At 63.8% G+C, this 22,158-nt stretch carries 19 protein-coding genes, 2 tRNA genes and 1 pseudogene; 7 read left to right on the top strand and 15 right to left on the bottom strand.

Annotated elements, in window-relative coordinates:
* Window positions 1–28: 28 nt before the first annotated feature.
* A tRNA-Ser gene (locus ACEE23_RS04935) sits at window positions 29–117 on the top strand.
* Between the two features lie 182 nt (window positions 118–299).
* Here ACEE23_RS04935 and ACEE23_RS04930 read toward each other — a convergent pair.
* Window positions 300–1,064, bottom strand: a complete 765-nt coding sequence (locus ACEE23_RS04930) for a hypothetical protein (protein ID WP_368521532.1) — start codon at window positions 1,062–1,064, stop codon at window positions 300–302.
* A 33-nt stretch (window positions 1,065–1,097) separates the two neighbouring features.
* On the bottom strand, window positions 1,098–1,379 hold the full coding sequence (locus ACEE23_RS04925; RefSeq protein ID WP_368521533.1) for a GIY-YIG nuclease family protein: 282 nt from the start codon (window positions 1,377–1,379) through the stop codon (window positions 1,098–1,100).
* Window positions 1,380–1,510: 131 nt separating this feature from the next.
* Between ACEE23_RS04925 and ACEE23_RS04920 the strand changes: the two genes are divergently transcribed.
* The gene (locus ACEE23_RS04920; RefSeq protein WP_368521534.1) at window positions 1,511–2,593 is read left to right on the top strand and encodes a 2,3-butanediol dehydrogenase; all 1,083 of its coding nucleotides are present in this window, start codon (window positions 1,511–1,513) and stop codon (window positions 2,591–2,593) included.
* Window positions 2,594–2,747: 154 nt separating this feature from the next.
* On the opposite strand, the gene ACEE23_RS04915 is transcribed toward ACEE23_RS04920, so the two are convergent.
* Complete coding sequence (locus ACEE23_RS04915) at window positions 2,748–3,281, bottom strand: GNAT family N-acetyltransferase (protein WP_368521535.1); 534 nt, start codon at window positions 3,279–3,281, stop codon at window positions 2,748–2,750.
* Between the two features lie 98 nt (window positions 3,282–3,379).
* Between ACEE23_RS04915 and ACEE23_RS04910 the strand changes: the two genes are divergently transcribed.
* Window positions 3,380–3,748: a hypothetical protein gene (locus tag ACEE23_RS04910; RefSeq protein ID WP_368521536.1), complete on the top strand. Its 369-nt coding sequence runs from the start codon at window positions 3,380–3,382 to the stop codon at window positions 3,746–3,748.
* Window positions 3,749–3,759: 11 nt separating this feature from the next.
* Here ACEE23_RS04910 and ACEE23_RS04905 read toward each other — a convergent pair whose 3' ends face one another.
* Both ACEE23_RS04905 and gluQRS read right to left on the bottom strand, forming a co-directional pair.
* Window positions 3,760–5,316, bottom strand: a complete 1,557-nt coding sequence (locus tag ACEE23_RS04905; protein ID WP_368521537.1) for a cation:proton antiporter — start codon at window positions 5,314–5,316, stop codon at window positions 3,760–3,762.
* A 67-nt stretch (window positions 5,317–5,383) separates the two neighbouring features.
* Window positions 5,384–6,310 carry a tRNA glutamyl-Q(34) synthetase GluQRS gene (gluQRS, locus tag ACEE23_RS04900; protein WP_368521538.1) on the bottom strand — a complete coding sequence of 309 codons (927 nt, stop codon included), beginning with the start codon at window positions 6,308–6,310 and terminating at the stop codon, window positions 5,384–5,386.
* A 41-nt stretch (window positions 6,311–6,351) separates the two neighbouring features.
* Here gluQRS and ACEE23_RS04895 point away from each other — a divergent pair, with 41 nt between their 5' ends.
* On the top strand, window positions 6,352–7,062 hold the full coding sequence (locus tag ACEE23_RS04895) for a queuosine precursor transporter (RefSeq protein WP_368520512.1): 711 nt from the start codon (window positions 6,352–6,354) through the stop codon (window positions 7,060–7,062).
* Window positions 7,063–7,079: 17 nt separating this feature from the next.
* Here the strand turns inward: ACEE23_RS04895 and ACEE23_RS04890 are convergent, their stop codons facing one another.
* From ACEE23_RS04890 to ACEE23_RS04860, 7 genes are all read right to left on the bottom strand, one after another.
* On the bottom strand, window positions 7,080–8,855 hold the full coding sequence (locus ACEE23_RS04890; protein WP_368521539.1) for an ABC-ATPase domain-containing protein: 1,776 nt from the start codon (window positions 8,853–8,855) through the stop codon (window positions 7,080–7,082).
* Window positions 8,856–8,904: 49 nt separating this feature from the next.
* Window positions 8,905–10,164, bottom strand: coding sequence for a tRNA guanosine(34) transglycosylase Tgt (gene tgt, locus ACEE23_RS04885; protein ID WP_368521540.1), 1,260 nt, complete (start codon window positions 10,162–10,164; stop codon window positions 8,905–8,907).
* Entirely contained in the window at window positions 10,148–12,562 is a 2,415-nt protein-coding gene (locus tag ACEE23_RS04880; protein WP_368520515.1) for an MMPL family transporter, read from the bottom strand. Before ACEE23_RS04880 ends, tgt begins: the two co-directional genes overlap by 17 nt.
* A gap of 174 nt (window positions 12,563–12,736) precedes the next feature.
* A tRNA-Ser gene (locus ACEE23_RS04875) sits at window positions 12,737–12,827 on the bottom strand.
* Window positions 12,828–12,900: 73 nt separating this feature from the next.
* Window positions 12,901–13,107, bottom strand: coding sequence for a CsbD family protein (locus ACEE23_RS04870; protein WP_070768522.1), 207 nt, complete (start codon window positions 13,105–13,107; stop codon window positions 12,901–12,903).
* A gap of 96 nt (window positions 13,108–13,203) precedes the next feature.
* The gene (locus ACEE23_RS04865; RefSeq protein ID WP_368520595.1) at window positions 13,204–13,635 is read right to left on the bottom strand and encodes a nucleoside deaminase; all 432 of its coding nucleotides are present in this window, start codon (window positions 13,633–13,635) and stop codon (window positions 13,204–13,206) included.
* A gap of 59 nt (window positions 13,636–13,694) precedes the next feature.
* A complete protein-coding gene (locus tag ACEE23_RS04860; protein WP_368520516.1) occupies window positions 13,695–14,219 on the bottom strand; it encodes a tRNA adenosine deaminase-associated protein in 525 nt (174 codons plus the stop codon).
* 39 nt (window positions 14,220–14,258) lie between these two features.
* Between ACEE23_RS04860 and ACEE23_RS04855 the strand changes: the two genes are divergently transcribed.
* From ACEE23_RS04855 to ACEE23_RS04845, 3 genes are all read left to right on the top strand, one after another.
* Complete coding sequence (locus tag ACEE23_RS04855) at window positions 14,259–15,287, top strand: prephenate dehydrogenase (protein WP_368520517.1); 1,029 nt, start codon at window positions 14,259–14,261, stop codon at window positions 15,285–15,287.
* Window positions 15,274–15,780 carry a DUF1990 family protein gene (locus tag ACEE23_RS04850; RefSeq protein ID WP_368521542.1) on the top strand — a complete coding sequence of 169 codons (507 nt, stop codon included), beginning with the start codon at window positions 15,274–15,276 and terminating at the stop codon, window positions 15,778–15,780. The genes ACEE23_RS04855 and ACEE23_RS04850 overlap by 14 nt, the downstream gene beginning before the upstream one ends.
* Before the next feature lie 229 nt (window positions 15,781–16,009).
* On the top strand, window positions 16,010–16,798 hold the full coding sequence (locus ACEE23_RS04845) for an acetoin reductase (protein ID WP_368520519.1): 789 nt from the start codon (window positions 16,010–16,012) through the stop codon (window positions 16,796–16,798).
* A 210-nt stretch (window positions 16,799–17,008) separates the two neighbouring features.
* Here ACEE23_RS04845 and ACEE23_RS04840 read toward each other — a convergent pair.
* The 3 genes and pseudogenes from ACEE23_RS04840 to ACEE23_RS04830 form a co-directional block, all read right to left on the bottom strand.
* Window positions 17,009–17,314, bottom strand: a pseudogene (locus tag ACEE23_RS04840) (TrkH family potassium uptake protein); the annotation flags it as partial.
* A 74-nt stretch (window positions 17,315–17,388) separates the two neighbouring features.
* Window positions 17,389–19,437 (bottom strand): YhgE/Pip domain-containing protein, encoded by a 2,049-nt coding sequence (locus tag ACEE23_RS04835; protein ID WP_368534477.1) that lies wholly within the window; start codon window positions 19,435–19,437, stop codon window positions 17,389–17,391.
* Complete coding sequence (locus tag ACEE23_RS04830; RefSeq protein WP_448871261.1) at window positions 19,437–21,977, bottom strand: YhgE/Pip family protein; 2,541 nt, start codon at window positions 21,975–21,977, stop codon at window positions 19,437–19,439. Before ACEE23_RS04830 ends, ACEE23_RS04835 begins: the two co-directional genes overlap by 1 nt.
* Window positions 21,978–22,158: the final 181 nt, after the last annotated feature.

Raw genomic sequence — 22,158 nt, 5'->3', positions numbered from 1 at the left:
CTTGCCGGGGCTGCTACAGTTTCTTCTCGGAGGATTCGACTAGCGGCCTATGTCACACGCCTGGAACGCGTGCGGGGCTCACGCCCCTCGTGGGTTCAAATCCCACATCCTCCGCCACAACGCGCTTCACTTCGGTGAGGCGCGTTTTTCTTTGCGCCAACTTGGGATAAGAGCTCTAGGTTCAGCAGCCGGACGACGATCCCCTCGAAGCCCCAGTGAGCGCGCCTTGCTCGAAGGGGACGATGATCCACAACCACTACGTAGCTTCAGCCTAAACACCGATTTGGTCTGTCACATCTTTATTCTTCAGAAACCGCAGCATTTACAGCGTTAATGATCTCAGAGGATTGCTTCACGCGCCGGTACACATCGTCAGTGAAATCCCTGCTGTGCCAGCGGCGGAAAAGATTAGAGCCCGTGTAGCGCATTTCGGTAAGAGCAAACTCGCGTGCTCGGACGGTCACGTCGGGCCGCTCCAGCAAGAGGTCGCCTAGGTGACCAATGGGAAAGCTCACACGCTGGGTGGGCCTGCCGCGGCCAATGTAGTTGGCTATCCCCTTCGACCACAAGTAGGAATTCTTCAACCGTTTCTCAATCTTCAAACTCGGGTGGGGCCCACCTGAACGGTAATACTCAATATTGAGATTGCCCGGGAAGCATTCGAGTTGCTCTGCCGTAAAGCGCTTCGGAGCGCCATACCAGTCGCCAAAAGTCCACCGCGGGAAATACAGAAATTCCAAGCGCCCGGTATTCAACGTGGCGAACCGGCCACCGGAAGTCGACGGAAAATCGCTGAGCGTCCAATAGTGCCCGTCGGTCTCTAGTGGCGCCGGGATGAGGCAACCGATGGCGATGGCCAGATCGTTCAGGACGGCATCGTAAAGCGCCGGACGTCCCCGTTTCTTTTTCGACCACGATTTGAATTTCCCGGGCCTAATTCGCTGTCGCAGCGGGTGCGATTCGAAATCGCTCCGGCATACACTTTCGTGGCCCTGGATCCAATGCTCCTGCTCTACGACAGTCACCACCTGGTCCATCGGCGAGGGCGAGACGCTGTCGAGCACGAACTGCCGGTTACGAAGCGGAATACCTTTGGCCTACAGCCGGTGAATCTCCGCGCGCTCCGGCTCGTTGAGGTCCTGCCCCGCTGGGACTTCGGCAAACCGCAGCGCTACAACGTCCTCCCAGGCCTCGTGGTGGCCACTCCCGTGGTAATGACTGTTGTACCGCCCCACCACGTCCGTTGCCTGGCCCACGTACATCGAACCGTCCGCGTACTCGAGCACGTAGATGCCACGGCGGCCTTTGCCCGCGAACAACGCGGAAATACGCCTCGGATCCTTCAAAGTCCAACGATTGAAGGTGTCTTTATTACTCACCTATCCCTTTCTACCAGTTCTAGCCGCCTGTAGAGCGCTTCCCAACTCCCCAGTTTCAGTTACCAGGAAGGACTTGAAAATACGACGTATCCTGGGAATTAAGCGAGCGCACACAACAGGAAGGAACGCCCATGAAAGCCGCCCGTCTTTACGGCAAGGAAGACGTCCGGATCGATGACATTGAAGAGCCCCAACTGCAGCCCGGTACGGTAAAGATCGCGCCCGCCTACAGCGGCATCTGCGGTTCTGACGTGCACCTTTACTTCGACGGCCCGTTCCGGCCAGCACCCAGTGAGACCGCACCGCACCCGGTCTCCGGGGAGACGCTGCCCGTCGTTTTAGGCCACGAGTTCTCCGGCGTTGTGGAGGAGGTCGCTGACGATGTCGAGGGGTTCAAGCCAGGTCAGTCCGTCGTGGTCGAGCCGTTCATGGTCGATGGCACCTGCCACGCGTGCCAGCGTGGCGACTACCATCTGTGCGACAACATGGGCTTTATCGGCATCTCCGGCCGGGGCGGCGGTATCGCCGAGCATATCGTGGTCGAAAAGCGCTGGGTCCACCCCATCGGCGATATCCCGCTAGACCAGGCGGCCCTGATCGAGCCGCTGTCCGTGTCCCACCACTCCATCGCACACGCCGGATTCGCCAACGGCGACCACACCGGCGAAGTCGCAGTCATCGGCGGCGCCGGCCCCATTGGGTTGCTCGCCGCCGCAGTGCTGAAGGCCTACGGGGTGAAGGTCATCATCTCCGAACCGTCACAGGCCCGGCGCGAGAAAGCCCTGGAGACCGGGGTCGCAGACCTGAGCGTGGACCCGATGAACGAGGATCTAGCCGAGAAAGTCCGCGAGTTCACCGACGGCGCCATGGCCGACGTCGCTTTCGAGTGCACCAGCGTTCCCACGGTGCTCCAGCAGCTGATCGACGTCACCCGACCCGGCGCGCACATCGAAATCATCGCCCTGCACAACCGGAACTTCGAGCTCGACATCGTGGGAGATCTGACGATGCCCGAACGCTCCATCGGCAGTTCCGTAGGATACAACAACGACCACCCACAGGTAATCAAGATGATCCAAGACGGCCGCCTAGACCTCGCGCCGTACATCACCTCCCGGATCCCCATGGACGATCTCGTGGAGAAGGGGTACAAGGCCCTAAAGGAAGACCCAACCGAGGTGAAAATCCTCATCGACGTCCAAGGCCGCAGCTAGCGCGCGCCTCAGCCCTCCGCACTAAGTGCGGCGGGCGCATACCCTGGGAAACAAGCTCAACAAACAAGAGGAAGAACTTCATTTTCTTTTCCTGCACGGTGACACCGTTGACCGGGCACTTACTGGCAGGTGATGTCCAGGTACTAGCCCCAGGCTAGCCGAACGCCGGGTGGTAACGCGCCTCACCGAGTGGAATCTCGGGTCCGAAGGAGCAGGCGGTGAAGTACCGTGCGGGTACGCCGGGGTATTCCAGGCCGGGTACGGAGTGAAAGCCGAAGCGGTTGTAGTAGGCGGGCTCACCGAGGACTACTGCGCCGGCTGCGCCTGCTGCGCGCAGGTGGTCTAGTGCGGCTTCTAGGAGGGCGCTGCCGATTCCTTCGCCTTGGCGCTGCGGTGCGACAGCGACGGGGCCGATTCCGTACCAGCCGTGCGCGCCTTCGCCACTGGTGCCCAGGGGGACTGGGGAGGCGGCCACGTGACCAACCAGAGTGTTGTTGTCCTCAGCAACCAGGGAGACAGTCAGTGCGCCTGCAGCGCGGAGGGCATCGGCGATGTGCTGCTCGGTGTGATCGGACAGCTCCACGGGGGCAAAGGCGGCCTCCACGAGCTGGTGGATACCCGTGCTATCGGCGGGGTTCTCAGGGCGGATGGTGGCCAGGGCGGCTCCTTTGTTGGCTGAAGGCGGCATGGGTTGCCGGATGCCTCAGGGCACCAAACGCCGGGCGGGTGACTGGTTGTCTCACAGTCGTGCGCGGCCGGTGTACGGCAGGCGCTAAGCTGGGCCCCATGGACGCCCTCACCTACGCCGGTTTAGAAGACTCGCTGGACTATCTCTACGCGTTCTTGGACTCTGACCTGCTGGCACGGATTAAAGACGAGCTGCAGTACATCCCGGCCGGGATGGAGGACTTCCTGCTGGATGACTCGCTCGAGGACTTCGTGTGGCTGTGGTTTAAAGACTCCGGCGCCAACGGCTTCCGCCAGTACCTTGCCGACGGCGGTTTCGACACCGCAGAGGTGGAGCAGGCCTACGTTTTCTGCCGGGCGGAGTGGGGAATGAACACCCCGCCGCAGGTGGAGTGGCTGCGCGAAGACGGCTTTGATTTAAGCCCCATCCGCCGTGAAATCGACAAGCTGACCGGCCGCGAATCCTAATCACCGGCGGCTTATTTCCGGGCGGCGAGCACCATGCGGTCGACCTCGTGGAGGACCTCGTCGACTAGGGCTGGGTTGTAGCGGGGATCGTTGCGCATCTCCAGCAGGACGGACTGGGAGGCCTGGAAGGCGGTGGCGCGGGCCTGGGCCGCGAAGGCGCGGGCGCGGTGGGCCTTTTCCAGGCGGGCCTTCTGATCCTCCGCGTCGAGGTCGTCGGTGCCGAAGACCTTGTCGAACCAGTCGTCGATGTTGGCGGCGACCTCCGGATCCAAGTCATCGTGCTGTTTGCGCAGGCTATCGATGGCGGCCTTGCGGGCGCGCTCCGTGACTTCGGCGTGCATCTTGTCCGAGGCGGCTTGCGAATCCGCCGCCAGATCCAGCTTGCTCATCAGCCACGGCAGGAGCATGCCAGGCAGCACCATGGTCACCAGCAGCACGGTCAGGGCGATGACGGCGAGCTCGTTGTAGAACGGGATGGCCCCGCTCGGCACCGACAGCACCAGGGCCAGCGTGACGAGTCCGCGCATGCCGGACCAGGTCATCAGCAGGACCTCCTGCAGGCGCAGCGGGGCGACGCCGGGCTTCCCGCGCCGCAGGTTGATGCGGTAGAAGATGTACATCCACGCCAGGCGCACGGCGAAGGCCACCAGGGACAGGATGACGCCCACCAGGACCGAGTGCCACAGATCCGAGCCGACCTGCGTAATGGCGTCGTTAACGGACAGCCCGATGAGCCCGAAGGCCAGGCCGGTAAACAACAGGTCCACCGTGGACCAGAAGGCCTGACCACTGACGCGGTCCTCGGCCTCAATGGGCGCGCGGGAGTTGAGCTCCACCGCGGCGATGACCACGGCGATAACGCCGGAGGCGCCCAGCTCCTCGGAAAGGATATAGGTGGCGAAAGGGATCACCCAGGTCAGTGCGTTGCGCGCGGTGACATCGTGCACGTGCTTGATAAACCAGCTGGCCACCCGGCCGACCAGCAGGCCGATGACGCTGGCCACCGCGGCGGAGTACGCGAACTTCAAGATCCCCTCTCCCACGGAGAGTTCCGCACCGCGGGTCACGGCCAACAGGGCCATGTGGAAGACGACGATGGAGGCGGCGTCGTTAAACAAGCCCTCGGTCTGCAGGGCCGAAATGATACGGCGCGGGATGCCGGCAGGCTCGGCCACCGCGTCCACCGCGACCGGATCCGGCGGGGCGATGGCCGCACCAATCAGCAGGGCCGCGGCCACCCCGACGCCGGGCAGGAAGACGTACGCGGCCGCGCCCACCGCGGCCGTGGTCACCACCACCAGCAGCACGGACAAGCTCACGATGGTCAGCCACTGCTGCCGGATAACTCCCCAGGAGGTCCGGCGCGCCAGCGCCCACAGCAGCGGCGGCAGGAAGATGGGCAGGATGAGATCGGCCGGCACGTTAAGCGCCGGGATGCCCGGGATGAAGACGATGACCATCGCCACGACCGATAGCAGAGCAGGCCACGGCAGCCCGATCTTTTCCCCCACTGCGACTGAAATGATGCTGAGCAGCAGCAACGCCACTACCCCTAGAACTATTTCCACAACGCCTTCTCCCCGCGCCTTTTCTCTTTACGTTTTAAGTGTAGGACGCGGGGCTGGCAGCCACCAGTCAGTTTCCTGCCGGCTCCCAGAAAACCGGATCCCAGCCCATCCGGGCCGGGTCGAAGCGCTCTAAGATCTCCTCCGCAGTGCGGGCCCCGGCCAGCCCCAACGATGCCGCCAGTTGCCCCACCACCTGCTGGACACTGGCGGTCTCCAGCAGCTGGCGCAGGGTCACCGCCCCGTCGCGCTTGGACAGGCGCCGGCCGTCGCTGTTGAGCACCAACGGCACGTGGACGTACTCCGGGGCCGCCTTCCCCAACAGGTGCGCCAGGTACGCCTGGCGCGGGGCGGAGGTAAGCAGGTCGTCGCCGCGCACCACCTGGTCCACGCCCTGGTAGGCGTCATCAACCACCACGGCCAGGTTGTAGGCGAAGTCCTGGTGCTGGTTCGCGTTCCCGCCGCGGCGCAGAATGAAGTCATCAACCTCGCCGGTGTAGTCACCGCGGTGGTAGTCGTGCACGGTGTACTCGTCGCGGTCGGCGCGCAGGCGCAACGCCGGCACGCGGCCGGCCGCGGCCAGCTCCGCCCGCTTGGCCTCCCGCTCTTTATCACTCAAGTCCCGGCACGTGCCCGGGTACTGGCCCGGAATGGCGTGCGGGGCGCGGGCGGCTTCCTGGATGTCCTTGCGGGAGCAATAGCACTCGTAGTGCGGCAGGCGCGCCAGCGCCGCCTCGTACGCCGCAAACCGATCCTGCTGGCGCAGCACCTCACCGTCCCAGTCCAGGCCGATGGCCTGCAAGTCCTCTTGCTGCCGCGCGGCGGATTCCAGCGAGGAACGCTGGGTGTCCACGTCCTCGACCCGCAGGTAGAATTTCCGGCCGGACCAGCGCGCAAACAGCCAGGCCAGCAGCGCAGTACGCAGGTTTCCAAAGTGCAGGTCGCCGCTCGGGCTGGGCGCGTAACGCCCGGCCGCAGGAAGGGTCTCAGAACTCATAAATTACAGCGTACCGCCCGCGTTCTGGCACGATAAGGTGCATGACAAAACAATCGGCAACCGCAACCACCAACCCCGGTGGCGAGAGCATCCGATTCATCCCGGTGCAGGCCAGCCTGTACCCGTGGCTGGTCACGCTGTTCGTCGTCACCTTCCTGATCTCGAATATCAACGCCACGAAGGGCGTCGAGCTTGGCCCCCTAGTCACCGACGGCGCCTTCTTCCTCTTCCCCCTGGCCTATATCACCGGCGACGTGCTGGCCGAGTGCTACGGCTTCAAGTCCACCCGGCGCGCCATCTACATCGGCTTCGCCATGGCCCTGCTGGCCGTGCTGTCCTTCTACATCGGCATCTGGCTGCCGGAAGCCGAGTTCTACGAGGGCCAGGAGGCCTTCGCCGCCACCCTGGGCCTGGTCCCCCAGATCGTTCTGGCCTCCCTCTGCGGCTACCTCGTCGGCCAGCTGCTCAACGCCTGGGTCATGTCGGTGCTCAAGCGCCGCAACGGTGAGAAGAAGCTGCCGGTCCGCCTCATCGCCTCGACCGTCGTGGGCGAGTTCGGCGACACCCTCCTGTTCTGCGCCATCGCGGCGCCCGTCATCGGCATCTCCACCGCCGGCGACTTCATCAACTACGTCATCGTCGGCTTCCTGTGGAAGACCCTCATCGAGGTCGTCCTCCTGCCGGTGACCACCCAGGTCATCAAGTGGGTCAAGAAGAAGGAGAACTACGTCGCCGGCGGGGCGGCGGCCTAAATTCGCGGGCTTTCCCCTTAGCGCTTAATATCTAACCTCCGGTAACGGTTCACCGCGGCCAGGATCTCGTGCTTGCGGGGGCGGGACAGGTGCCCGGGGTGGGAGCGCCCCGGGGTCAGCGCGGTCAGGGACTCGGCGGTGATGGTCGCCAGCAGCTCGTCGACCAGTTCGGTGACGGGGCGGGAGTCGTTGTGCTTGCCCAGCCACTCCAGGCACAGCGCGATGGCGGCGGTCTGCGGGGCATCGGCCAGCTGCGAGACCGCGCTTAGGTCGATGTCGCTCTTGGCAAAGCTGATGGTGTCTAGCCCGCGCGGCTTCGCGCCCTGGGGCTTGCCCTTGTGCCCGGCGGTGGGTTTGAGGCAGCCCGGGGCCAGGGCGCGGAAGCTGGGATCGAACATGCCGGGCCCCAGCGCCAGCTCGTGCGGGCGGGAGCCGGCGGCAATCTCATGGGCGCGGGAGGTGATGTCGTGCGGCTGGTAGCGGTCCATGGCGATGACCGTGTCGGCCAGGCTGAGGTAGGCGCCGGAGCCGCCCGCAATCAGGACGGTGGAAATGCCCTTGTCCTGGTAGAGCGCCTTCACCCGCGCCACGTACGGGGTGATGGGCTCCTGGTCGCCGGGGACGAGCTCCTGCATGAGGCGGTCCCGGATCATGAAATTCGTCGCCGAGGTGTCCTCGTCGATCAGCAGGGCGGTGGCGCCGGCCTCAGCGGCCTCGACGACGTTGGCGGCCTGGGAGGTCGAGCCGCTGGCGTTGGTGGTGGAAAAGCGGCGGGTATCCGCCCCGGTCGGCAGGTTGGTAATGAACGGGGAGATATCCAGGTCCGTGACTGGGCGGCCGTCCTCGGCGCGCACGCTGACGGCATCCGCGCGGGTGATGACCCATTCGCGGCCGTCGCCGGCCACGTGCGGGTAGACGCCGCGCTCCAGGGCGCGCAGCAGCGTGGACTTGCCGTGGTAGCCGCCGCCCACGATGACGGTCAGGCCGGCGGGCACCCCCATGCCGGTCACGGTGCGGCCGCTGGGCAGCTCGAAGCTGTGCGTGAGCTCCTCCGGGGCGATGAAGGCCGCGGCGGTATCCGCGTCCATCGGCTTGTCGCTATCACCGGCCCGGCGCGGCAGGATCGCGCCGTTGCCCACGAAGCCGACCAGGTCGCGGGTAGCCAGCTGCGCGCGCAGGGCCTCCTGGTCGCGCAGGAGCCACACGTGACCAGCCAGGTCATCCGGGTTGAATTCCTCGGCCACAACGGCCTCTTCCACCGCGTCCGGCAGGTCCTCGGCCAGCAGGCCGGCGGCGCGGTGGCCTAAGACGCGGCGGCCCTGGGCCGGCAGGCCGACCAGCAGGCGCACCTCGATCACCTCGTCGGTGACCACGACGGCGCTGCGCTCGAGTACCTCTTGGCCGATGAAGCCGACGCTCACGCTGTTGGACTTGCCGCTGCCCTTGCGGCCTTTGCCTGCCTTGCCGCCGCCGATGGCGGCGACGGTGCGCGCAATCCGGCGGGCGAGAAAGTCGGCCACCGCGACCTTGTCGAGCTCATCGGTGACCACCTCGGCCGGCAGGTCGGCCACCGCGCGGGGCACGCGCACCCGCACCTTGGACGGGGCGGCGAAGGGATCGCTTTGCACCTTGTCGATCGCCACCGTCAGCCCGTCCGCGCCGGGCTCGGTATAGGTGCCGGCCAGCTTCTTGTACGCGCCGTAACCGGCGCCGTCGATACCGTGGCAGGCCTTAGCGAGGTCCTCTAAAGTACCGCCTGAGCGGCGGTCACCGCGAAAATTCTTTCCAGACATACCCGCCACCGTAACACCCGCCTAGGCGGCACAGCGCGGGCCCTTCGCGTTAGCGGCCGGCGTAGTAGCGGCCCAGGAATTCGTCGCGGTAGGCCGCGTAGTAGCCGCCGTCGATGGCGGCGCGGATATTGTCCACCAGGCGGACCATGAACTCCAGGTTGTGGATGGTGCACAGCGTCCCGGCCAGGTACTCCTTCGCCTTGAGCAGGTGGTGGAGGTAGGCCCGCGAGTAGTTCTCGGAGACGTAGCCGCCGAATTCCTCGTCCACGCCCGCGAAGTCGCGCTTGAAGCGCGCGTTCGACAGGTTCAGCCGCCCCTCCAGGGTGTAGACCCCGCCGCGGCGGGCCAGGCGCGTCGGCGCGACGCAGTCGAAGGTATCCGCGCCGGCCTCCACCGCGGTAAACAGGTCGTCCGGCTCAGAAATGCCCAGCAGGTGGCGCGGCTTGTCCTCCGGCAGCTCGTCGCAGACCCAGCCGACGATGGTGCCCAGGTTTTCCTTCTCCAGCGCGCCGCCGATGCCGAAGCCGCCGAAGCCGCGGCTGCCGGACTCCCAGGCCTTATCGGAGATCTCCACCAGGCCGCGGGCGGCCTGGCGCCGCAGGTCCTCGTACTGGGCGCCCTGCACCACGCCCCACAGGGACTGCTTGGGCCGGTGGGTGCGCTCCTGGGTCAGCCGCGTGTGCTCATCGATGCAGCGCTGCGCCCAGCGGTGCGTGCGCGCCACCGACTCCTCCTGGTAGGCGCGGGTGTCGATGAGCGTGGTCAGCTCGTCGAAGGCGAACATGATATCCGCGCCCAGCCCGTGCTGGATCTGCATGGATTTTTCCGGGGTAAAACGGTGCTTGGACCCGTCGATGACGGACTTGAAGTCCACCCCGTCTTCATCCACCTGCGCCATGCGCTCCTTCTTGGCCGCGCGGATGTCCTGCTCCGTCAGGTCGGCCAGGTCCATGGCCAGCACCTTCTTGAAGCCCACGCCGAGGCTCATCACCTGGAACCCGCCGGAGTCGGTGTACGTCGGGCCGTGCCAGTTCTCGAAGGCGGCGACCCCGCCGGCGGCGTCCACGATGTCGTGGCCGGGCTGCAGGTAGAGGTGGTACGCGTTCGACAGGATTGCCTGCGCGCCGGTGGCCCGGATCTGCTCCGGGGTCAGGGTCTTGACAGTGGCCTTGGTGGCCACCGGGATGAAAGCCGGGGTCTGGATGTCCCCGTGCGGGGTGCTAATCACCCCGGTGCGGCCGTGCTTTCCCGCCCCTTCCTGTTCCAGGCGGGTACGGACCTTAAAGCTCAAGTCACCTGCGTGCGTCATGCTGGTCAGTATATTCCCTCTGCTTAGTGGCCTGGGCTTCCCATTCCTTTTCCAGCTCGTTGCCCTCGATGTCGATGGTGGGCAGGATCTTGTCCAGCCAGCGCGGCATCCACCAGGTGCCGCGGCCCATCAGGAACATCGTGGCGGGCACGAGTGCCATGCGCACGAAGAAGGCATCGAAAAGCACGCCCGCGCCCAGGGCGAAGCCGAAGATCTGGATGAACGGCAGCGGCTGGTTGATGAAGGCCACGAAGACCGAAATCATGATGATGGCCGCCGCGGTGACCACGCGCGCGCCCTGGGTGAAGCCGACGATGGTGGCCTCTTCGACCCCGTTGTAGGGCGAGCCCGGCCGGGAGGTGCCGCCCGTCCGCGTGTAGTGCTCGCGCATGCGAGTGACCAGGAAGACCTGGTAGTCCATGGCCAGGCCGAAGGTCACGCCGATGAGGAAGATCGGCATAAAGGAAATCAGCGGGCCCGGCGCCGGCACCAGGCCCCACAGGCCCTCCTGCCAGAACAGCACGGTCACACCGAACGCCGCGCCCACCGAGAGCAGGAAGCCGAGGCCGGCCACCAGCGGGACCAAGACCGAGCGGAAGACCACGAGCAGCAGCAGGATGGCCAGGCCCACCACGATGCCCAGGTAGAGCGGCATGGCCTGCTCGAGGCGTTCCGTGATGTCCAGCTGCACGGCGGTCAAGCCCGTCATGCCGACCTCGGTGCCGGTCGCGTCCTCGATCCGGGAGTTGGTATCCCGCAGGGCGTTGGCCACGCCCACGGTGGCCTCCTCCGTGGGCGAGGTCTCCGGGGTGACCATGATCTGCGCGGCGTTCTGGTCTTGGCTGAGCCCCACCAGCTGGGCGTGCTTGACCCCGCCCACGCCCTTGAGCTGATCCGTGGCGTACATGAAGGAGGAGAACGCGGCCTTGGAATGTTCGTCGTCGCCCTCCTGCGCGGACATCAGCGGCTGGAGCGCGGCGGAGTCCTCGTTGACGTCGGCCGCGTCCACGATGACCAAAAACGGCCCGTTCACGCCGGGGCCGAAACCCTCCGCGAGCAGGTCCGCGGCCTTGCGCTGGGTGGTGTCCGGGTTCGAGGTGGTATCCGCCGGCAGCGCCAGTTCCATGTTCAGCACCGGCGCCGAGAGCAGGCCGAGGGAAAGGACCACGCCGGCCATGGTCAGGCCCGGCACCTTCTGGACCGCGCGGACCCAGCGGTTGCCCATCGTGCGGCGGCGGGAGCGCTTGCCCTTGCGGTTCGGGTTGCCGGCCACGCCCGGGATGCGGCCGGCGAAGGCCTTGTCGCCCAGCAGCCCCAGCAGGGCCGGAATCAGGGTCAGGGCGACCAGCACTGAGATGGCCACGGTGCCGGCGGCGGCCAGGCCCATGGCGGACAGGAAGCCGATGCGGGCGATCACCAGCGCGAACAGGGCCACGAAGACCGTGGTGCCGGCGAAGACCACCGAGGAGCCGGCGGTGCCGGCGGCCATGCCCGCGGCCTCCGGCCCGGACATGCGCTCACGCTCGGCGCGGTAGCGCGACAGGATGAACAGGGCGTAGTCGATGCCCACGGCCAGGCCGATCATCACGGCCAGCACCGGGGTCATGTTGTTCAGCTCCACCCAGTGGGTGGCGATCATCAGGCCCAGCGAGCCGAGCCCCACGCCAACCACCGCGGAGATGAGCGGCATGCCCGCCGAGACCAGCGAGCCGAAGGTGAAGATCAACACCAGGAAGGCCACGCCCAGGCCGATGACCTCGGAGGTCGAGTTGACCCGGATATCGTCGCCGAAGCCGGCGCCGCCGGCCTCGACCTGCAGGCCCGCCGCGCGGCCTAAGTCCATCGCGTCGTTGACAATCTCCTTGTCTTCCGAGTCCACCGAATAGGGGCTCTCGGCGTCGAAGTCAAAGGTCGTGTAGGCGATGGTCTCGTCCTCGCTGACCATCGCCAGGTTGTCCGCGTCCTGGCGGGCAGACTCCTCCGGCAGTCCCATCGAGGTGAACTGATCAACGACCTGGTCCTGCAGCTGGGGCGAGACCTCCAGCGGGTTGCCAAAGCGCATGGTGTCGCCCATCTCCAGGTTGTCCCGGAGGTAGTCCACCACCTGGTCGATGGCCTGCGCGTTGTCTGGGTCGCTGAGCTTCTCGCCCTCCGGGGCGTGGAAGACCAGGTTCACCGTGGGCGCGTTCGCCGGGTTGCCACCCTCGGGGAAGAGCTCCATGGTCCGGTAGGTCGCGTCGATGGACGGCGTGCCCGCGATGGAGAATTCGCTCGTCATTGGCTTCATCAGCGCCACGGCCGCGCCCGCGGTCGCGGCCAGGAGCACAAGCCAGGTGACGATGACTTTCCACTTGTTCAGGTAGGACCAATGCCCCAGCCGGTACAGGAGTTTAGCCACGAGGTGAACACCTTTTCTGCATCAATATTCCCACCGCTGCGCGGGAAAGAAACGGGAAGGAAGTTTAAAAAAATTCTAGGTTAAGGACTGCATAGCCGTATTGCCCTAGTCTAAGTTATGGATCAAAAAATTCCCTATCCCACCGGAATGCGCCGGTCAGATAGGGAATTGAGTTGGCGGTGGCGGCGGGATTTGAACCCGCGGTTGGGGGTTACCCAACAATCGCTTTCGAGGCGATCACCTTCGGCCGCTCGGACACGCCACCGCGTAACAGGTTACGGCAGGCGCCCCGCGTTAACAAAATCGCCGGGTAGCGCCCGCCGCACCGGGTCTTAGACTTACTTGTCGTCGCCGGTCAGCTTGCCCAGGGCCTCGGAGGCCTTGTCCTTGATGTTGTTAGCAGCGTCGGACAGCTTGTCCTTGGCGTCAGCAGCGGTCTGCTCGCCCTTGCCCTCGTTGGCAACCTGATCGTTGTCGGTGGCCTCGCCGTAAGCTTCCTTAGCCTGACCGACGACCTTGTCCTTGGCGTTCTCGAAATCAGCCATGATTTTCCTCCTTGTTTCACGCGGAATTGTTTCGCAGGAACCAGCATACCCGTGATTACTCGACCGCGCCGCCACGAAGGTGTCGTGGCTCACACTTTAGCGTAGTGATTCAAAAAATCCTGCCATAAGCTGGGCGCATTCTTCCTCGAGGATCCCCGCCCGCACCTGCGGGACGTGCAGCCCGCCCGGCGCGCGCAGCAGATCGACCCACGATCCGCAGGCCCCCGTCTTCGGTTCGAAGGCGCCGAAGACCACCGAGGCGATTCGCGCCCCCAGCAGCGCCCCGGCGCACATGGCGCACGGCTCCAGGGTGACCACCAGCTCGCAGCCGGATAGCCGCCACCCGTCCCCGTGTTCTTTGACCGCGGCCCGGATGGCCTCCACCTCCGCGTGGGCGGTCGGGTCCTGGCGCTGCTCGCGGCGGTTGACTCCGGTGGACAGCTCGCGCCCGGCGGCATCGAAAAGCACGGCACCGACCGGCACGTCCCCGGCCGGGGTGCCGGCCGCCACCTCGAGCGCGCGGCGCATGCGGCGTACTGCCCGGCGCGACCCCTCGCTGGCCGGCAGGCCGTGGGTGGGCGCGGGCATCAGTCGAGCTCGTCGTCGGTGTCGCTGTCGAGGTTGTCGATGGCCTCCTCCAGCTCGTCGCCGAAGCCGATATCGCCCGCGATGCGCAGCAGCATGTCCGAGGGCCAGTCCTCGTCGTTGTCCACGATGAAGCCGAGCTGGTCCTCGCCCAAGCCGAGATCCGCCAGGATATCGAAGTCGCCGTCGGCAAAGCCGTCCACGTCGTCCAAATCATCCGGGTCGATATCCGGCACGTCCAGGCCCCGCATGTCCAGAAAGTCCGCCGCGTAATCATCATCGACCGCCATCGTGGCGTCCGAGAGCAGCATGTAGACCCCGCCGGGCACGGGGCGGATGATGACGAAATAGTCGTCGTCGACGCAGACCAAACCGAAAGCGGCACCCTCGGCTCGCAGGCTCCGCACGGCCCGCACGGTGCGCTCGGCGTCGTCGAAGTCGTCGTCGAATTCGCGCACCACCCAGCGGCCGTTATCTTGGTGAACCGTGACCGCGAAGGAGTACCCGGAAAAATTTGCGTCGCTCATACCTCGTGAGAGTAGTCGCAATGTGGGAAGATTGTCACTGTGAGTTCTTCAGATGTCCAACGTCCCATTTGCATTATCGGTCTCGGCCTTATCGGCGGCTCTCTGCTGCGCGATTTGACCGAATGTAAACACTCCGTTTTCGGTTACAACCACTCCACGTCCGGCGCCCGCACCGCAATCAAGCAGGGCTACGACGTCACGGACGATCTGCCGGGCATCCTCCGCCGCGCCGAGGCCGAGGGGGCCCTCATCGTCGTGGCCGTGCCCATGGAGGCCGTAGGAGAGGTCCTCGACGCCATCGCTGAACACGCCCCGACCTGCGGCGTCACCGACGTCGTCTCCGTCAAGACCGCCGTCTACGACCTGATTAAGCAGCGCCAGATGGAGACCCGCTACGTGGGCGGCCACCCGATGGCCGGCACCTCCAACTCGGGCTGGAACAACTCCCAGACCGGCATGTTCAAGCGCGCCGCCTGGGCTATCACCTTCGACCACGCCCAGGAATGCGAGGCCCGCGGCGAGCGGATCGGCCAATTCTGGATCGATCTCTTCGCCGACGTGACCCGGATGACCCAGATGGTCGGCGCGGAAGCCGTCCCGGTGACCGTGGACAACCACGACGCGGCCGTGGCCCGGATTTCCCACCTGCCCCACATTCTGGCCGAGCTGCTCGCCGTGGTGGGCGACAACGGCGGCATCCTCGCCCAGTCGCTGGCCTCGGGCTCCTTCAAGGACGGCACCCGCGTGGCGGGCACCCGCCCCGAGCTCGTCCAGCAGATGTGTGAGACCAACGCCCCGGCCCTGGTCGACGCCCTGGACGAGTCCCTCGAGCTCCTCCAGGCCGCCCGCGACTCGCTGTCCTCCGCGGAGCCGTCCATCGCGGACCTCGCCGATGCCGGCTACCGCGCCCGCACCCGCATTGAGGCCCGCTCCGGCGCGCGCAAGGAGTCGGTCTCCCCCATCAAGATCTCCTCCCGCCCGGTCCTGCGCCTGCACCCCGGCGGCCACGGCTGGGTCGCGCTGCTGCGCCAGTCCCAGTCCCTGGGCGGACGGATTGAAATCTTTTAGCCCGCTCCCCCAACACCTCGCCGCCCGCCGGCGCGCCCAGCCGCTGACCTACCAGCCCGCGGAGCTTTACCGCCTCCCGCAGCTGCGCGCCAGCCGCGTCCTGGACGCCGACTTCGACACCGCCGCGGCCGGCCTGCGCGGCTGGCGGGTCCAGGCCAGCGTCTTCCGCATCCGCGCCACCGGCCCGGCCCTGCACGGCGCAGTAGTTGAGCTGGGCTTCGGCCTGGGCCCACTGGTGAAGAAGTTCTATTGCCGCGTCACCGACGTCATCGACGAGCCCGACCGCTGCGGTTTCACCTACGGAACGCTTTCCGGCCACCTCGAGCGCGGCGCCGAAACCTTCACCCTAACCCGCCTGCCCGGAAACCGCGCCCGCCTGGACATCCTCGCCCGCTCCGAACCCGCCACCCGGTGGCTGCGGCTTACCCGACCCGTCATCGACCTCGCCCGGCGGGCCCTCACCTCGCGGCGGTACCTGCGGGCGCTGGGTTAGGGTTTCCCATCGGAAAATTATCGACCTCTGACAGATTTCTTCGCCGTTTTCCCAAGTGGAATGGTCGGATACGGGCACAAGTCGATATTCTCCGCACGCCCAAAAAATTCCCCACGCCACACCAAACCCGACACGTGATCCACATCATTGACTGAAGTTATATTCTCCCGGATACTCGAATGGTGAACCAATAAACGCGGGTTCCCGCCCGCCTACCGGAGGGAGTTTCATGACAAACCAACGCATTGATGACAAGGTCGCACTCGTTACCGGCGCCGCTCGCGGCATCGGTCAGGCCATCGCCCTGCGACTGGCCGAGGACGGCGCCAACGTGGCAGTCTTGGACTTGGACGCCGATAAGTGCGCGGACACCGTCGCGAAGATCGAAGGCACCGGCCGCAAGGCGATCGCCATTGGCGCCGACGTCTCCTCCCGCGACCAGATCTACGCCGCCATCGACAAGGCCACTGAGGAGCTCGGCGGCTTCGACATCATGGTCAACAACGCCGGTATCGCCCAAGTCCAGCCCATCGCGGAAATCGCCGACGGGGAGGTCGACTCCATCTTCGACATCAACGTCAAGGGCGTTCTGTGGGGCATCCAGGCGGCCGCCGCTAAGTTCAAGGAGCTGGGCCACGGCGGCAAGATCATTAACGCCTCCTCCATCGCCGGCCACGACGGCTTCCCAGTCTTAGGCGCCTACTCCGCCACCAAGTTCGCCGTACGTGGCCTAACCCAGACTGCGGCGCAGGAATACGCCGCAGACGGCATCACCGTCAACGCCTACTGCCCGGGCATTGTTGGCACCGACATGTGGGTCGAAATCGACGAGCGTTTCCACGAGCTCACCGGCGCCCCGCTGGGCGAGACCTACCAGAAGAACGTCGAGGGAATCGCCCTGGGCCGCGCCCAGACCCCGGAGGACGTCGCCGACTTGGTCTCCTTCCTGGCTAGCCCCGGCGCGGACTACATCACCGGCCAGGCCATCCTGACCGACGGTGGCATGGTCTACCGCTAAACCAACCCGTGCATAGCTAAAGCCCCTAGCTGTTTTCACAGCTAGGGGCTTTGTGTTGTGCGCCCGGAGGTGTCTGAGTTCACCACATATTTGACCCCCTGTTCCTGCGAAGGCAGTCCTGATACTTGACAGGTGAGTCGCGACAAACTTGACACTTAGCCCACCCTTACCGTGTCTGGGGTTACCCGCAAATCGTGGACACGTTGTTAAGCTGATCCGGCCGGTCAGAAGCATGCCCGATAACGACACCAAACTCATGATGCCGAGACCACCCAGCTGGATGAGCACAATGATGACTGCTTGGCCAAAGGGCGTCCAATACGTACCGGTGTCCTCCAACACAAGCCCCGTCAGAGAAACTGCTAAGGTCGCCGTAAAAAGCGCAGGAAGAAACGGAGTCCACTGCCGAACGTTGGCGGAAATCGGCAGCATCAAAAGCACCGTTCCCGCAAGAATGAGCAGGATAAAGCCCGCGGCAGTGAGCCGAGCTGGGCCCAAGAAATGACCGCGTTTCACAGCGATTCACACTAACGCTTAGCACCAATCTGAGGAAACCCATTGGCCTGTGAATATTCCGACAATCTTATGCGCTACATCAACTTGGTCTTCTCCAAGGTCTCTACCCAGCCGTTGGTGAATTTCTCCAACGGCTTATGGAAGACAACGCCCAACACCAGCATCGGCACCGCAAAGAGCAGCAAGCACAGCAAAGACAGCCAGAAATCACCGTGATAGGTACCAGCGATGGCCGCGCGGAAGGCACGGATGGTGTAGGTGGCTGGCAGCCAGGGACTAATGTTTTGGAACCACTCAGGAAGCACCTGCAAGGGGTAGGCGCCTCCCGACGAAGACACCTGAATCACCAACATGAGCACCGCCAGCGCCTTGCCCGCGTTGGCAAAGGAAACCACGAAGGTGTAGCAAATCAGCATAAAGATAAGCGAGCTAACCCAGCCGGCCAACAGCATGAGGATCGGGTGCGCGGGCTCGATGCCCACGAAGAAGATGAGGCCCAGAATGAGCATCGTCGACTGCACGAGGCCAACCGTGGCAAACATTCCGAAGCGGCCGAAGAAACGCTGCATCGGCGAGTACTTATCCTTGTCAACCACATCCGTGCGCACGCTCACTGCAGTCAGCAGTGCACCGACCCACAGCGCGAGCGCCGTATACATGGGCGTCATACCAGCGCCGAAGCTCTTGACTGGGTAGACCGCTTGCCTGTCGACGTCCACTGGCGCAGCAATCGCACGCGCCAAAGCATCGGGATCAGAACCAATGAGGTCCGCCAGCTTCTTGAGGTCACCGGACGCCGCAGCGGAATCAATATCCTTCTTCAGATCGGCGAATTTGTTGGCCTTATCCTGCAGGCCAGAGGCAAGCTTCTGCACTGCGTCCTGCGCGTCCGTCAGCGAGGAGGAATCGATAGTGACGGGGGTCTTCGCGATATCCAGGTCCGCGCTCACCTGCCCCAAGGAATCCTGCAGCGCACGCAGGGATTCACGCAGGCCAGAGGTAGAAATTCCTTCCACTGCCTTCTTCGCATCGTCGAAGCTAGACAGGTCGGGCTTCGTGGGTTCAGGCGCGTTGGCCGCTGCGGTGAGGCGCGCGTGGAGAGTACGTTGAGCCTCAATCGCCTCCTCGATACGGCCCAGCACCTTCTCCTTATCTCCGGCAGGAAGTGGCAGGGCTTCAATGCGGCCGTGTAGGTTCTGGTACTGGGCAATGGTGCCCTCTACCTGGCCGGCCCAGGTGTTCAGCGCAGCTACGCGGTCGGCGCGGGAGGTGGAGGCGTCGTCGAAAAGCGCATCAACGCGTTGACGCACCACGTCATAACTAGCACTGGTGGCATCAAGAGATTGTTGCAGGGCGTCCGTGGAAATGTTGAGTGAGGAGGACTGGACTTCCGGCAGATCCAGATCCGCCGAGTCCGCAATGCGCTGAGCGCTCTCCATGAGTGGAACCGCAGTATCGACCAGGCCGGCAAAGGAGCGCGCGGTACGCGCCGCCATATCCAGCTGTGTCTGCACGCCATCCGCGCGCGCCTGCATCCGGTCCAGGACAGCCCTGGTATCGCCCTTGTTCAAGAAATCCGACAGCGAGGTCACCAGGTCGAAGGATACGTCACCGACCGTCGTGGTGAAGGCCTCAGCAACCTGGGCCGACACGCCTTCTGCACCTTGGCCGGTAATCTTCGGCGCCAGTGCGTTCTTCTTCTCGTTCATGTAGAAAGACAATTCCGCGGGTTTGGAACCATCCGTGTAGAAGTTCATCATGTCGGTACTGAAGTTTTCCGGAAGCACGATGGCTGCGTAATACTCACCGGACTTCGTACCTTCAATCGCCTCGTCGGATGTGGTCACAACCCAATCTAGCTGCTCATTTGCACGCAATTCATTGAGCACCTGGTTGCCGACGTTGATGGGCACCGGTAGTAGATCACTTTCATAGCCGGTGTCCTTGCTAGCCACCGCCACCTTGAGCTGGCTCGTGTTGTCGAAGGGATCCCAACTAGCGAGCACGTTGAACCACGTGAACAGCATTGGAATCACGACGAGGCCCACCAGCATCACCGCGCTCATCACGTTGCGGCATGCGGTGCGCATGTCATTGAGGAAAAGATCGAGTGTTCCACGCATTAGCTCTCCCCCTCCGTGGAATCTGCGCCGATGCGGGCCGGATGCTTAATTTCGTCCTCATCCATCGTCACGAGCTTTGCCGACTGCTTGAGGCTGATGCGCAGGTATTCCAGGGTCACCGCGGCGACGATGATGAGGAAGCACCATGCGGTCCAAATGCCCAGGATCAGTGGCTTCTGGGCAGGCAGCAGCCCTGAGACCACGATGAGGATCACCACTCCGATGACGCCGGCAATGGCCACCAGCTTGAGCCAATAGCCCCAGTCGTGTGCGCGGCGGTCCAAGTCTTTCTTGAGACCACTGCGGCTATCGAGCGCCTGGATAACGTCTGCGATGCGGTAGCCAGAGCCCACCACCTGCACGTTTTCATAGTCAAAGAGCTCGGTATCCCGCAGCTCGCGGTTAAAGATGACGTTGAAGTGCGCCAAGGCCTTACGCAGCAGCAGGCCGAAGACGAAAAACAGGATGAACATGAAGGCCAGCACGACCATAAACTTGAAGTAATGGCCGCCATAGAACCCACCAATAGTTTCGCGCATCGCGTCGATGCCATACGTAAACGGCAGCAACGGGTAGATGGCGTGGAAGAAGTTGGGCAGCAACTCGATTGGATACAGGCCCGAAGCACCCGGAATCTGGATGATGGCAAAGACCACACACAGACCGCGGCCGAGGTGACCCAGCGAGGTCGACAGCGCGTAGATGATGCTCAAGTAGGCTAATCCCACGAGCACGCCCGTAAAGACGAAGGCCGGCGCATTCACGGTCTGCACACCGATGAGCAGGTCACCCACGGTCACCGTGACGGCCTGGACAATGACCATCAAGGCCATGAGAAGGAAGCGACCCAGGTAGGCCTGCCCCACCGTGATGCGGTGGAACCCTTCCTTATCCACCTCGACACGGAAGATCACCATGAGGACGAAGGCGCCGATCCACAGCGAAAGGTTTGTAAACAGCGCCGCCATCGCGGAGCCGTAGCTATTCACCGGGTACACGGTCTCGGACTTCAACTCGATGGGTTCTGCGAAGAACTTTCCGATCTCTTCAGCCTGTAGCCCGGTGACATCTTGGGCCACCTTGGAGTTCATCGCGGCTTGCAGCGAGCGCACATCACCCTGCATGGCGCGCAGGCTGCCCTGGAGCGCAACGAGGTTGGTGTCGAAGTCCGAGAGAGTGTCCTTCGTAGCCCGAAGCTGTTTGGCCACGCCATCCAAAAGACCATCGGCCTCCTGCATGGTACCCTTCTGCGCCTCCAGCGTGGAGCTCAAAGCACTCGCGGTGGTACTCAGGCTGCTCATCGCTCGGTTGATCTCTGGGACGGCGGACGTCACGGTATCGCGCAGCGTCTGCGAGGTGGCCTTGGTATCCGCCGCCGCCTGGTTGATGGCGTCTGCACTAGCCTGCACGTTTGTCGCCGCGGCCTGGGTATCCTTGCTCAGCGCATTAAGGTTCCCAACAAGCTGGCGGTTGGATTCATTTCCCTCATCGAGGCGCTGGATCGCATCATCAATTTCCTTGGCCGCCTGGGGTGATAGCGTCGCGGAATCGCGCAATGCCTTAAGCTGGGCAATCGAGTCAGCACTAGCATCGATAGCGGTGTTTGCTCGCTGCGTGGCGTAGTCGAAACGGTCACCGGCCTGGTTCAAGCCCGCAGTGACATCCGCAATGGAATCCTGGGCCTGGGCGGTGCCGTCAGCCACCGCAGTAGCGCCGTTGACGAAGGCCGCCGTGGTCTGGTCGGTGAAGTCACCGATGCCCCCTTGGGCCTGCTCAACCAAGGAAGAGATCTCAGCGAGGGCCGCTTGGGCGTCGCCCAGCGCAGTACTCACATCCGCCACGGTGGACTTGGCTCCAGACGTGGAGTCGGCAGCGGCGTCAAGCTTGTCCTGAATGCGTGCAAGATTCTCGCGGTTGCTGTCGATCTCCTGCGCGGTCTCCCCGAACGCGGAACTGGTGTTGTTCATCGCGCGCGTAACTTTTCGCTCAAAATCCGTACCGGTGTCCTTGACGTTCTCCGCAGCGACGGTGGCCACCTGCTCCTTGAACGCCGAGGTGATCTGTTTGTCCAGACCTTTAGCACCGGTGTCCGTAATCTTCACGGCAATGGCGTTGTTCTTCTCATTAACGCGGTAGATCAGCTGTGGCTGCGTGAACTTCCCGTCGAGCATGCTCACGAGGTTCTTGCTGAAGTCCTCCGGGATCGTCACCGAGGCATACACGTCTCCCTCTAACAGGGCCTTCTCTGCCTTCTCACCGTCGAGGAATTGCCAGCCGAGCTGATCATTCTTTTTCAGCTTCTCTATAACTTCGCTGCCGACATCAATGTCCCCCGTGAGCTCGTTGTTTGCACCCTTGTCCTCGTTGACCACGGCCACCTTGATGTTGTTGGTATGGCCATAGGGGTCTCGAAAGGCCGCGATGTTCACCCATGAATACAACGCGGGGGTGATGATAAGCCCGATGAGGATGATCCACGCCCTGGGGACGCGGCCAAGCCTGGCTACATCTCTGATAAAAATCTTCCAACTTTGGCGCACTGAAGACAGTGTACTCGTTGCTGGTTCGAGTCTCTAACCTGCCAAAACACATAAAGTAATTTCGATGATTAACAATTAAAGATTAATATAGTTTACCGAATCAAACCCCTTGGTTATGAAACATGAACTTGTCTTAACAACTAAACGCCGTCAACATTTCCGCTAGGCAGAAAACCGGCAT

It is taken from the genome of Corynebacterium sp. 32222D000AT (genome assembly GCF_053546955.1).
The sequence above is the reverse complement of the archived record's forward strand: the minus strand, read 5'-3'. Positions and strand labels throughout refer to the sequence as shown.